The 12,164-nt window shown below is 56.3% G+C and carries 10 protein-coding genes; 2 read left to right on the top strand and 8 right to left on the bottom strand.

Annotated features, from left to right (window positions below):
• Positions 1–4 precede the first annotated feature (4 nt).
• The 3 genes from folA to AC1RKG_RS16140 all read right to left on the bottom strand — a co-directional run bounded on the left by folA (position 5) and on the right by AC1RKG_RS16140 (position 1,892).
• Positions 5–487 (bottom strand): type 3 dihydrofolate reductase, encoded by a 483-nt coding sequence (folA, locus tag AC1RKG_RS16150; protein WP_020825173.1) that lies wholly within the window; start codon positions 485–487, stop codon positions 5–7.
• A 143-nt stretch (positions 488–630) separates the two neighbouring features.
• A complete protein-coding gene (locus AC1RKG_RS16145) occupies positions 631–1,095 on the bottom strand; it encodes a threonine/serine exporter (protein ID WP_020825172.1) in 465 nt (154 codons plus the stop codon).
• On the bottom strand, positions 1,092–1,892 hold the full coding sequence (locus AC1RKG_RS16140) for a threonine/serine exporter family protein (RefSeq protein WP_493183480.1): 801 nt from the start codon (positions 1,890–1,892) through the stop codon (positions 1,092–1,094). The genes AC1RKG_RS16145 and AC1RKG_RS16140 overlap by 4 nt, the downstream gene beginning before the upstream one ends.
• A gap of 129 nt (positions 1,893–2,021) precedes the next feature.
• Between AC1RKG_RS16140 and AC1RKG_RS16135 the strand changes: the two genes are divergently transcribed.
• Complete coding sequence (locus AC1RKG_RS16135) at positions 2,022–2,636, top strand: LysE family translocator (protein WP_493183479.1); 615 nt, start codon at positions 2,022–2,024, stop codon at positions 2,634–2,636.
• A gap of 43 nt (positions 2,637–2,679) precedes the next feature.
• Here the strand turns inward: AC1RKG_RS16135 and kefC are convergent, their stop codons facing one another.
• The 5 genes from kefC to dapB all read right to left on the bottom strand — a co-directional run bounded on the left by kefC (position 2,680) and on the right by dapB (position 10,949).
• On the bottom strand, positions 2,680–4,533 hold the full coding sequence (kefC, locus tag AC1RKG_RS16130; protein WP_020825169.1) for a glutathione-regulated potassium-efflux system protein KefC: 1,854 nt from the start codon (positions 4,531–4,533) through the stop codon (positions 2,680–2,682).
• The gene (gene kefF, locus AC1RKG_RS16125; RefSeq protein WP_020825168.1) at positions 4,526–5,083 is read right to left on the bottom strand and encodes a glutathione-regulated potassium-efflux system oxidoreductase KefF; all 558 of its coding nucleotides are present in this window, start codon (positions 5,081–5,083) and stop codon (positions 4,526–4,528) included. Before kefF ends, kefC begins: the two co-directional genes overlap by 8 nt.
• A gap of 184 nt (positions 5,084–5,267) precedes the next feature.
• On the bottom strand, positions 5,268–8,492 hold the full coding sequence (gene carB / locus AC1RKG_RS16120; protein WP_020825167.1) for a carbamoyl-phosphate synthase large subunit: 3,225 nt from the start codon (positions 8,490–8,492) through the stop codon (positions 5,268–5,270).
• A 16-nt stretch (positions 8,493–8,508) separates the two neighbouring features.
• Positions 8,509–9,657 (bottom strand): glutamine-hydrolyzing carbamoyl-phosphate synthase small subunit, encoded by a 1,149-nt coding sequence (gene carA / locus AC1RKG_RS16115; RefSeq protein ID WP_071844605.1) that lies wholly within the window; start codon positions 9,655–9,657, stop codon positions 8,509–8,511.
• 470 nt (positions 9,658–10,127) lie between these two features.
• Positions 10,128–10,949: a 4-hydroxy-tetrahydrodipicolinate reductase gene (dapB, locus tag AC1RKG_RS16110; RefSeq protein WP_046374542.1), complete on the bottom strand. Its 822-nt coding sequence runs from the start codon at positions 10,947–10,949 to the stop codon at positions 10,128–10,130.
• 433 nt (positions 10,950–11,382) lie between these two features.
• Here dapB and AC1RKG_RS16105 point away from each other — a divergent pair, with 433 nt between their 5' ends.
• Positions 11,383–12,114 (top strand): FadR/GntR family transcriptional regulator, encoded by a 732-nt coding sequence (locus AC1RKG_RS16105; RefSeq protein ID WP_048762910.1) that lies wholly within the window; start codon positions 11,383–11,385, stop codon positions 12,112–12,114.
• The last annotated feature ends 50 nt before the right edge of the window (positions 12,115–12,164 follow it).

Below are 12,164 nucleotides of genomic sequence, written 5' to 3'. Positions count from 1 at the left end.
GCCATTAACGGCGTTCCAGGATCTCGAAACAATAGCTGTGAGAATTCAACTCATCGGCATCGTGAAACTCGCTGAATGAGGTTTCCCATTCGTCCGGCTCATAGTCTGGGAAATGGGTGTCACCGCCGACTTCGGCATCGATATGCGTCAGGTACATACGGTTAGCGCGTGCCAGGAACTGGGTATAAATACGCCCGCCGCCCATCACCATCACTTCTTCCACATCACCGGCTGCGGCCAGCGCTTCGTCCAGTGAAGTCGCCCAGGTCACCCCGGCGTCGGTGCCAGGACGGCTGCTCAACACGATGTTATGGCGGCCCGGTAACGGACGACCAATAGACTCGAAAGTTTTACGGCCCATAATAACCGGTTTATTCAGCGTGTTACGTTTAAACCACGCGAGGTCCGCCGGCAGGTGCCAAGGCATGGCGTTTTCCATGCCAATAACGCGATCCGCCGCCAAGGCAGCGATCAGGCTGATAATCATTGTTAAACCCTGTGTAGGCAGCAAAATTGCTCACACTATACGTAAAGCCCCAACGGTCGTCGATAGGCTAATCAAGCAATATGAATATATAAGATAGCTCTTATCAGTATATCTAATGCCCAACAATTTTTGGCCCATGATCCTTAAACGCCGGGACGTTTGCGGTATAACCACAGCCCAGGTAATGACAGCCCAATCGATAATGCCCCCACGATAAAGCAGGCTTTGAGGAAGTTGGTCATCATGGTGGCCATCAGCGCCTCGCTGTAACCCAGATGCGAAATCTCCACCACGCTGATCATCGCGGTATAGGCCGAGATACCGGGGAACATCGGGATCACTGCCGCCACGGTAAACACCTTCGGATGCGCCAACAGCCAGCGCGACCAATAAATACCGATGATGCCAATCAGGATCGCCGCCAGCAGCGATGACCATTCAATATTCATCCCCACATGCATCATCAGCATGCGGGAGCCGTGGCCAATCGCCCCCAACAGCGCGCAATAGCGCAGTGCGCGCAGCGGCACGTTGAACACCATGGCGAAACCCAACGCCGGCACCGCCGCCAGCAGCATATCCTGCAATAAGGCCCAGAGCAGACTCATGACCACCCCCGCAGATCCCACAGCGACATCGCCATCACCACGCCGATACAGGTAGCCAGCGTCAGCAGACTGGCCATCGCCCAGCGCGCCAAACCGGTATTGACGTGGCCCTTGAACATGTCGGCCACCGCGTTAATCAGCGGGAAACCGGGCACCAGCAGCAATACGCTGGCGGCCATCGCCACGGTGGAGGTTTCGTTAAACAGCGGCAGCCGCAGCAACAGCCCGGAAACCGAGGTCGCGACAAAGGCCGTCAGGCAAAAGTTAATCAAGGGATTCATGTGGCGCGCGGTCAGCACCTGACGCACCGACATAGCCATGCCGCTGGCAATAAAGGTGACGGCAAAGGCCTTTTGATCGCCGCCGTTCAGCACGCTGAAACAACCGCATGACAGCGCCACCATCAATACCACCAACCAGCGTGGATAACGCAAAGGGCGGATCTTGTCGAAGCGCCGGGCAACGTCATGCACATCCGCCAGCCGATGCTCTGCCAAAATAACGATGTGCTGCACCTCCGTCACCATCTGCATATTGATGCCGCGATCGACGTTCTTGCGCGTGGTGGTCAGACACTCACCGTGGCTGATGGTGGTCAGCACCACCGCATTGGCCGAGATCGAACTTTCAACGCTGTCCATCCCCAGCGCTATCCCCAATCGGGTCGATAACTGCTCCACCACCGTGCTCTCGGCACCGTGCTGCAGCAACAGTAAAGCGCACTGAATGCACAGGCGGGTAATTTCACGCTGCTGTCGCTGCGCTTCCGGCTGGTCTATATGGGTTGTCTGATACATGAGGCCCCGTCGAGATCCCTGAGTGAATATTCATCATATTGCCAAACATTACCTCATTTGGTTGATGCGTATCAGGGGACGTGGCGTTATTATCGCCTCCATTACGCCTTTTGTGCAGAGAGTCAAATCATGCTTGAAACTTCGCTGTTCGTTGCTGGTATCGCCACCTTGGGCATGCTGTCACCCGGCCCGGACTTTTTCCTGGTGATCAAGAACGCCGCCCGCTACCCGCGTCTGGCCGCGATGATGACGGCTTTCGGCGTGATCTGCGGCGTCGCCACTCACATGTCTTACTGCGTCGCCGGGCTGGCGGTCGTGATCACCACCACGCCATGGCTGTTCAACGTGCTGAAATACGCCGGTGCGGTCTACCTGATTTGGGTCGGCATTCAGGCACTGCTGTCGCGCAGCGGCAGCAAGATGAACGTCAGTAACCTGCCGCCGCAGCAAACAAGCCTGAAAAGCGCCTTCGTACAGGGCTATCTGTGCAATTTGCTCAACCCAAAAGCTACGCTGTTCTTCCTGGCGGTATTCACCCAGGTGCTGCAAATCGACTCAGGGTTGGGCGAAAAACTGTGGTATGCGGGAATTATCCTTGGCCTGTCTGTTCTCTGGTGGCCAGTTCTGGTGTTCCTGATCCAAAGCGGACCGGTGCGTCGTGGCCTGGAGAAAACGCAAAAGGTGGTGGATAAGCTGCTGGGCGGGATGCTGATTGCTCTGGGTATCAAGGTGGCGCTGAGTTAATTCGGCCATCGTGGGCGCAGCCCGACGGCTGCGCCCATTAGGCTTATCCCTTGGCTTCCACCACCTCATCTTCCGGCGCTTTGCCATCAATACTGCCACGCCAACCACTCTGCGGTACTCGCGCCAACCGATCCTGATCCTGTTCGATGGCCGCGCTGAGCATTTCTTTCGCCCGCTGCAGGCTGGCAACGCGGAATTCGGTATCCTGATAATTATCCAGCGTGTCTTCCAGCATTTTCAGGTTATAGCGGCGGAAAGTATCCGCTTTTTCCCGCGCCTCGTAGGCGTCCAGCCCCAGCAGCTCCAGCGTTTCGCGGCCTATGCGTAGCGAGCTTTCAAAGGTTTCACGCTCCGGCTTTTCCACGCCTAACTGACGCAGCTGATACCAGTGATCGACATCACGCGCGCGCGCTACCACTTTCAGGTGCGGGAAGTGCCGTTTGGCCAATTCGGTCAGTTGCAGGTTAGCCTCCACGTCGTCGATGGCGTTGATCAACACCTTGGCGTGCTCGGCACCGGCGGCCTCCAGCAGATCGGCGCGGGTGGCATCACCATAAAACACCTTGGTATCGAACTTGCGCAGCGTTTCAATATGGTCAGGATCGTGATCCAACACCACGGTATGTACGCCATTGGCCAGTAGTAAACGGCCGGCTATCTGACCGAAACGACCAAACCCGGCGATGATCACGCTGGCATTCTCTTCATCAATCACATCCGCCGGGCGTTCGTCTTTCGGCGTATTTTTCTCGAGCCGTGTTGCCACCACCAGCAGCAGCGGCGTCGCCGCCATCGACAGGGCAACCGCCAGCGTCAATGATTTGGCCCAGTCTGGCGGCAATACTCCGGCCAGTTGAGCGGCGCCGAAGATCACGAAGGCAAACTCACTGCCCTGACCCAGCAGGATCGCGAACATGCCGCGTTGACGCTTCGGCACCCCAAGCCAGGGGCCAATCAGCCACAGCAGCGCCGCCTTGATCAGCATAAAGCCCAGCAGCAGTGAGGCGATCAGCAGCGGGTGATGGAACAAGGTACCGAAGTCGATCGACATGCCAACGCCGATAAAGAACAGCCCGAGCAGCAGCCCCTTGAACGGCTGAATATCGCTTTCCAGCGCATGGCGGTATTCAGAGCTCGCCAGCAGCACCCCGGCGAGGAAGGCGCCCATCGCCATCGACAGCCCGGCCATTTCCAGCAGAATGCCAAAGCCGAACACCAGGAACAGCGCCACGGCGCTGAAAACCTCACGCATGCCCGATCGCGCGACAAAATGCAGCAGCGGCCGGGTCACATAGCGCCCCAGCAGTACCACTATTGCCAGCGCACCCACCACTTTGGCCGCTGACAGGGAAAACGCCGCTAACGTAGTCGTGGCACCGCTGCTGGCCAGCAGTGGGATCATCGCCACCAGGGGGATCGCCGCGATATCCTGGAACAGCAGTGCCGCAAACGCACTGCGACCAATCGGCGACGGCGTCAGGTTACGTTCGCTCATGGCCTGCATGGCGATGGCGGTGGATGACAACGCCAGCGTCAGGCCAATCAGCAGCGCCACCTTCCAGTTCAATCCGAGGAAGTAGCAAAAGGCGCTCAGCGCCAATCCGCATGCTGCCATCTGAATAATGCCACCGCCAAATACCGAGGCGCGCAGCGTCCACAGCCGTTTCGGATCCAACTCCAGGCCGATGATAAACAGCATCAGCACCACGCCGATTTCGGCAAAGGTGAGGATCGATTCGGCATCGGAGACCAGCTTCAGCCCCCAGGGGCCAATAATGCAGCCGGCAATCAGGTAGCCCAACACCGAGCCCAGCCCGAGCCGCACCGCAATCGGCACAAACAACGCGGCCGATCCCAAATAGATCAGCCCCTCAATCATCATCTGGTGATTATCCATGCTCAACTCCCTGCTCGGCGGGTTCACCGTGTTCCATCAGATAGGCTACCAGCCGTTGACGGTAGGCTTCCCCTGCCGCAATCAGCGCCGGTTCATTGCAGGTAAAGGTGTTATGCACGGCAAAATACGGTTGCCAATGCATACCGCAGTACAGCGCCGTCGCTTGCAGCGGCTGCCCGAGAGCCGCGAAGTTCGGGTAATCGCCCAGCTCGAAATGGTGTTCATCGCCACCGCTGGTCACTGCCCACAGCACATCTTTGCCCACCAGAGCATTGCCTTCATGACCATAGGCCCAGCCGTGCTCCAGCACCTTATCGATCCACAATTTCAGCAGCGGCGGTTGGCTGTACCATTGCATCGGATGTTGCAGCACTACCAGATCGGCGCGCTCCAGTGCCCGCTGTTCGGCATTGATATCGATGTTGAAGTCGGGATACAGCTCATACAGCGAGCGTACCTCCACCTCGGGAATATCCTTCACGGCCTGCAGCAGGCGGTGATTGGCATGCGAATGCCGGGGATAGGGATGGGCGTAAATAATCAGAATCATTGTTGTCGTCGTTCCTTCGTTCCATGCCAATACATCAAGCATATACCAATCACACAGGGTGACAGTTTGCTGAATGATTGATAGCGGAAATTTCTAATTCACGACAACAAATTCACTGAACAAGTTAAAAAAATAAGGGCGCTGCAATGAACTGCAGCGCCCTGGCTTTTACGGCATCATCGAATTACTTGGTGATACGCGCGTGCAACTCCTGCACCGAAGTCACCTGCTCGGTCGGATCCGCTTTTAGCGCCATCGCGGTGGCAAAGCCGCCGTTCAGGGTCGTATCGTAATGCACCTTGTACTGCAATGCGCTACGACGGATCAGCTTGGAGTCCTCAATCGCCTGGCGACCGGCGGTGGTGTTGACGATGTAGGTGTATTCGCCATTCTTGATACGGTCCTGAATGTGCGGACGGCCTTCATGCACCTTGTTGACCAGGCGTGGGTTAATCCCCGCTTCGCCCAGCACCACGGCGGTACCGTGAGTGGCATCCAGCTCGAAGCCCTGTTTCAGCAGGCTTGCCGCCAGATCTACTACCCGGGCTTTATCGCCTTCACGCACCGACAGCAGCGCACGGCCCTGTTTTTTCATGCCTGACTGGCTGCCGAGCATCGCCTTGGAGAAGGCCTCGGCAAAGGTGCGGCCCACGCCCATCACTTCCCCGGTAGAGCGCATTTCCGGCCCTAAAATCGGGTCGACGCCTGGGAACTTGTTGAACGGCAGCACCACTTCTTTTACCGAGTAGTAAGGCGGGATGACTTCTTCCGTCACGCCCTGCTCTGCCAGGGTTTTGCCTGCCATCACGCGCGCAGCCACTTTGGCCAACGGCACGCCGGTGGCCTTGGAAACAAACGGCACGGTACGCGCGGCGCGTGGGTTGACTTCAATCAGGTAGACTTCATTGTTCTTCACGGCGAACTGCACGTTCATCAAACCGCGCACCTGCAGCTCAAACGCCAGTTTCTCAACCTGCTGACGCATCACGTCCTGAATTTCCTTGCTCAGGGTGTAGGCCGGCAGTGAACAAGCCGAGTCACCGGAGTGCACGCCCGCCTGTTCGATGTGTTCCATGATGCCACCGATCAGCACTCGTTCGCCGTCGCAGATGGCGTCGACGTCGACTTCTACCGCGTCATCCAGGAAGCGGTCCAGCAGCACCGGGGCGTCGTTGGAGACGCTGACTGCGTTTTGGAAGTAACGGCGCAGGTCGATTTCGTCGTAAACGATTTCCATCGCCCGACCGCCCAGCACATAAGAAGGACGTACCACCAGCGGGTAACCGATCCCGGCCGCTTTCTCTACCGCCTGCTCAATGGTTGCCACGGTGGCGTTGGCCGGCTGTTTCAGGCCCAGACGGTGTACCGCCTGCTGGAAACGCTCACGGTCCTCGGCGCGGTCAATCGCGTCCGGGCTGGTGCCGATAATAGGTACGCCTGCGGCTTCCAGCTCGCGCGCCAATTTCAGCGGCGTCTGGCCACCGTATTGCACGATAACGCCTTTCGGCTTCTCGATGCGCACGATTTCCAGTACGTCTTCCAACGTTACCGGCTCGAAGTACAGACGGTCGGAGGTGTCGTAGTCGGTAGACACGGTTTCTGGGTTACAGTTGACCATGATGGTCTCGTAACCGTCTTCGCGCAGCGCCAGCGAGGCGTGCACACAGCAGTAATCGAATTCGATACCCTGGCCGATACGGTTTGGCCCGCCGCCCAGCACCATCACTTTCGGACGGTCGTTGGTCGGGTTGGACTCGCACTCTTCTTCATAGGTGGAGTACATGTAAGCGGTGTCGGTGGCGAATTCCGCCGCGCAGGTATCCACGCGCTTGTAAACCGGGTGCAGGCCATAGCCATGACGCAGCTTGCGGATTTCGCTTTCGGCGACGCCGGCCAAGGTGGCCAGACGCGCATCGGCGAAGCCTTTGCGCTTCAGGGTGCGCAGGAACTCTTTCGTCAGGCCGTTGATGCCGGTACCGGCAACCTGCTCTTCCAGACGCACCAGCTCTTCAATCTGCACCAGGAACCAGCGGTCTACGTTAGTCAGGTTGAAGACGCCGTCAACGGACAGGCCGGCGCGGAAGGCATCAGCGATGTACCAGATGCGGTCAGAACCGGCGTCTTTCAGCTCACGACGGATTTTGGTCAGTGCTTCCGGGTCATCCAGGCTCACTTTAGGGTCAAAACCGGTGGCGCCCACTTCCAGCCCGCGCAATGCTTTCTGCAGTGACTCTTGCTGGGTACGGCCAATCGCCATCACTTCGCCGACGGATTTCATCTGGGTAGTCAGACGGTCATTGGCACCGGCAAATTTCTCAAAGTTGAAACGAGGGATCTTGGTCACGACGTAGTCGATGGACGGTTCAAACGACGCCGGCGTACGGCCACCTGTGATGTCGTTCATCAGCTCATCGAGGGTGTAACCCACCGCCAGTTTGGCGGCGATTTTGGCAATCGGGAAGCCAGTGGCTTTAGATGCCAGCGCCGAAGAGCGGGATACGCGCGGGTTCATTTCGATGACGATCAAACGGCCGGTTTTCGGGTTAACCGAGAACTGCACGTTGGAACCACCGGTTTCCACGCCGATTTCACGCAGTACCGCCATCGAGGCGTTACGCATGATTTGGTATTCTTTGTCGGTCAGGGTTTGCGCCGGTGCTACGGTGATGGAGTCGCCGGTATGGATACCCATGGCATCGAAGTTTTCGATCGAACAGACGATGATGCAGTTATCGTTCTTATCGCGCACCACCTCCATCTCGTACTCTTTCCAGCCGATCAGCGACTCGTCAATCAACAGCTCTTTGGTTGGAGACAGGTCCAGACCACGCTCGCAGATCTCTTCGAACTCTTCGCGGTTGTAGGCGATGCCGCCACCGGTGCCACCCATGGTAAAGGAAGGACGGATAATGCACGGGAAGCCGACGTCAGCGGCCACCGCCAGCGCTTCTTCCATATTGTGCGCAATACCGGAGCGCGCGGTGTCCAGGCCGATTTTTTTCATCGCCACGTCGAAGCGACGACGGTCTTCTGCTTTGTCGATCGCGTCAGCGGTAGCGCCAATCATGGTCACGCCGAACTCGGCCAGCACGCCCTGACGTTCCAGCTCCAGCGCGCAGTTCAGTGCGGTCTGGCCGCCCATGGTCGGCAGCACGGCATCCGGACGCTCTTTTTCGATGATTTTACGCACCACTTCCCAGTGGATTGGCTCGATGTAGGTCGCATCCGCCATTTCCGGGTCGGTCATGATGGTGGCCGGGTTGGAGTTGACCAGAATAACGCGGTAACCCTCTTCGCGCAGCGCTTTACACGCCTGGGCACCCGAGTAGTCGAACTCACACGCCTGGCCGATAACAATCGGGCCAGCGCCGAGGATCAGGATGCTTTTTATGTCTGTACGTTTTGGCATTTTTTACTGCTCCTGATTATTTGGCGTTAGAACGGTAAGTCTCAATCAGTTCGATAAAGTGATCGAACAGCGGCGCGGCGTCGTGTGGGCCCGGGCTGGCTTCAGGGTGGCCCTGGAAGCTGAACGCTGCTTTATCGGTGCGGTGAATGCCCTGCACCGTGTGGTCAAACAAGGATTTGTGCGTGACGCGCAGTTCGGCCGGCAGGTTGTTTTCGTCTACCGCAAAACCATGGTTCTGCGCGGTGATCATGACGCAGTCGTTATCCAGATCTTTTACCGGGTGGTTGCCGCCGTGGTGGCCAAGCTTCATCTTCACGGTTTTTGCACCGCTGGCCAGAGCCAGCAACTGATGGCCGAGGCAGATGCCGAACACCGGGATATCGGTTGTCAGGAACTGCTTGATGGCGGCGATGGCGTAATCGCATGGCTCCGGGTCACCCGGGCCGTTGGACAGGAAAATACCGTCCGGATCCATCTTCAAGACTTCATCCGCCGGGGTCTGTGCCGGCACCACCGTCAGGCGGCAGCCGCGATCCACCAGCATACGCAGAATGTTGCGCTTGGCGCCGTAGTCATAGGCCACCACGTGGAACGGCAGCTCAGAGGCCGGTTTGGCTTCCGGCAGGTCGCCTTCAAGCGTCCAACTGCCCTGCTGCCAGCTGTAGGCTTCCTGGGTGGTAACTTCTTTCGCCAGATCCATGCCTTTCAGGCCCGGGAAGGCTTTGGCCTTCGCTAACGCCAAGGCGGCATCCGGCGTGTCGGCGGCGATGATGCAGCCGTTCTGTGCCCCTTTCTCGCGCAGCAGGCGGGTCAGCTTGCGGGTATCGATATCGGCAATCGCCACGATGTTGTGACGCTTCAGGTAGTCAGACAGGCCTTCTTCGTTGCGGTAGTTGCTGGCAATCAGTGGGAGGTCGCGAATGACGAGGCCTTGGGCGTGTACAGCGGAGGATTCTTCGTCGGAAGCATTGGTGCCGACATTGCCGATATGAGGATAAGTAAGAGTAACGATCTGGCGGGAGTAGGAAGGATCAGTGAGGATTTCTTGATAACCGGTCATCGACGTATTGAAGACCACTTCCCCCACTGCCGTACCCTCTGCCCCGATGGCCCGACCGTGGAATTGGGTTCCGTCTTCGAGAACCAATAGCGCTGACTTAATCAAAACACCCTCCAAGGAATAATCAATCACAATATTTGCATATTAATTCAGATGTCACGATCTAAATCAATGCAAAAACCGCCCTCAAGGTCAATTTTTGGCAAATTGGGCGCATTTTAATGATGAGTGCTCCGCTTGTCTACCCAAAGCGCCATTTTTTCTCTTATTTTTGCACTTCTCGGCGTTTAATGGGGTCAGTAGCCATAAAAACACGTCTAAACTCGGGTGAGTAAACGGTTGCGAGCTCTAAAGACAGAAAATCACAATTCCCAGGGCACTTTTCCAGGCAAGAGATACGTTGGAAGGGGAAAAAGCATCATAAATTAAAAGTTAATCACAAAAAATAGCAATCAAACAATAAAAACAACCTCAAACACACATTTATCATATTAAAAAAAAGGACAATAAAATTATTGTCCGTTAATCATAGCACTATGATTAATACAGCCACATCACGATGGCATACAAATCAATTATAACTGGTCTAAACCGAGCACATCACGCATATCAAACAGACCTTTATCATGACCTTCAAGCCATGCTGCAGCCTTAACCGCACCACTGGCAAAAGTCATGCGGCTGGAGGCCTTATGGGTGATTTCTACCCGCTCACCGATGTCGGCGAACATGGCGGTGTGCTCACCGACGATATCGCCAGCGCGAATAGTGGCAAAACCAATGCTCTTCGGATCGCGTTCACCGGTATAACCTTCACGCGCATACACCGCGCACTCTTTCAGATCGCGCCCCAGCGCGCCGGCAATCGCCTCGCCCATCGCCAAAGCCGTCCCCGAAGGAGCGTCTACCTTATGACGATGATGCGCTTCAACAATCTCAATATCGGTATAGTCGCCCATCACCTGCGCGGCTTTTTCCAGCAGTTTTAACACCAGGTTCACGCCCACGCTGAAGTTGGCGGCGAAAACGATGCCAATCTGCCCAGCTGCGGCGCGGATGGCTTCCTTACCCGCATCATCGAAACCGGTGGTGCCAATCACTACGGCTTTTTTGTGCTCGACGCAGAAAGCCAGGTACGCCAGGGTGCTTTCCGGACGGGTGAAGTCGATCAGGATATCGAAATCGTCGGCCACTTTTTCCAGGCTGTCGCTGACGGTTATGCCCAGCGCACCAATGCCCGCCAGTTCACCGGCGTCGGTCCCAATCAGGCTTGAACCTGGGCGCGATACTGCCGCCCCCAAAACCACGCCCTGCGCCTGATGTACCGCCTGGATCAATTGGCGGCCCATACGGCCGCCGGAACCCGCAATCGCAATGCGGATGGGTGAATCAGTCATACTTGCTCTCTTGTTGATTGATTTCATTACCCTAAATAATTGGAGCTGTATCAAGGCGGCAAGCGAGCTTATCCCAATGAGCTTACTTCAGTAAGTGATTCGGGTAAGTGAGCGCAGTCAACACAGATACAGCTTCAAGTATGACGGGTATATCGGTTCAGGGTAACTGCCTCGTCCTATCATCGCCAGAGGATTCATTTCATAATTAGAAAATTATGATATCCCCCACTTTTCATCAGTAATGCTGTCAATGGGTTAACAATCAGGCCGATCAACGCCCATTGACGATTGTACATAAACATGCAATTTGAACCGGTGAAATTTGCATGAAAAAACGCTCGTTTTCTTCATTCAAACCGGCACAGGTACCACCCGCACGCCGCTTAGCTTAGTATAGGGCGCAACTGCCGCTTTAATTACCTGAGAACCACGGATGAAAACCGCGCAAACCACCATATCGGAAACCCTGACGCAAGATTTGGCCCGCCGCATCATCAGTGGCGATCTGCCGCCTGGGCTGTCGCTGCCGGGGGAGAATGAATTGGCCTTGCAGTATTCGGTTTCACGCACTTCGGTACGTAACGCGTTGCAGGTGCTGGCGGCGAAGGGGTTGGTCTCCATTCAGGCCAAGAAGCGCAGCACCGTCAATGCCCGCGAGCAATGGAGCTTTTTGGATCCTGACGTACTGAGCTGGTTGGCGGAAGGCAGTCTCGACCAACAACTGGTCGAACAATTGATGGTCACCCGTCTGATCTTTGAGCCGAATATCGCGGCATTAGCGGCCGTTAACGCCACCGGTCATGACCTGGCCGCGCTGGAAGATGCTTGCAAACTCATGTCACAAGGCCAACAGCAGGCCAGTCGCCAACTCTTCGAGCAGGGCGATATGGCATTTCACCTTGCCTTGCTGGGCGCCAGCCACAATCCTTTTTTGCATTCATTGGGCAGCGCACTTTCCGCGGCCATGGCGCTCTCTTTCCAGCAAACGCTGGAAGAAGATATCCGGCTGACCAAAAATGCGGTTGAAGAGCACCAACAATTGCTGGAGGCCATTCGCTTCAAACAGGTAGAAACCGCACGACAGCGCATGCGTGTCATTCTGCTCAATGCGGCCAAAAAGAATCACTGGCAGCAGCAACCGGAAATGTTCGCCCACATCCTCTAAAAATCCCTCTTTGCTGTAATTTCGATCGCCCTCACAGATCCTGAGCAATT

The sequence above is a fragment of the Serratia sp. GW822-FHT06D09 genome (assembly GCF_058799515.1).
This window is presented reverse-complemented; position numbering and strand designations above follow the sequence as displayed.

What these genes read in the sequence shown, in the direction of transcription:
- folA (WP_020825173.1), bottom strand. Translation starts at nt 487, where the DNA reads ATGATTATCAGCCTGATCGCTGCCTTGGCGGCGGATCGCGTTATTGGC.
- AC1RKG_RS16145 (WP_020825172.1), bottom strand. Translation starts at nt 1,095, where the DNA reads ATGAGTCTGCTCTGGGCCTTATTGCAGGATATGCTGCTGGCGGCGGTG.
- AC1RKG_RS16140 (WP_493183480.1), bottom strand. Translation starts at nt 1,892, where the DNA reads ATGTATCAGACAACCCATATAGACCAGCCGGAAGCGCAGCGACAGCAG.
- AC1RKG_RS16135 (WP_493183479.1), top strand. Translation starts at nt 2,022, where the DNA reads ATGCTTGAAACTTCGCTGTTCGTTGCTGGTATCGCCACCTTGGGCATG.
- kefC (WP_020825169.1), bottom strand. Translation starts at nt 4,533, where the DNA reads ATGGATAATCACCAGATGATGATTGAGGGGCTGATCTATTTGGGATCG.
- kefF (WP_020825168.1), bottom strand. Translation starts at nt 5,083, where the DNA reads ATGATTCTGATTATTTACGCCCATCCCTATCCCCGGCATTCGCATGCC.
- carB (WP_020825167.1), bottom strand. Translation starts at nt 8,492, where the DNA reads ATGCCAAAACGTACAGACATAAAAAGCATCCTGATCCTCGGCGCTGGC.
- dapB (WP_046374542.1), bottom strand. Translation starts at nt 10,949, where the DNA reads ATGACTGATTCACCCATCCGCATTGCGATTGCGGGTTCCGGCGGCCGT.
- AC1RKG_RS16105 (WP_048762910.1), top strand. Translation starts at nt 11,383, where the DNA reads ATGAAAACCGCGCAAACCACCATATCGGAAACCCTGACGCAAGATTTG.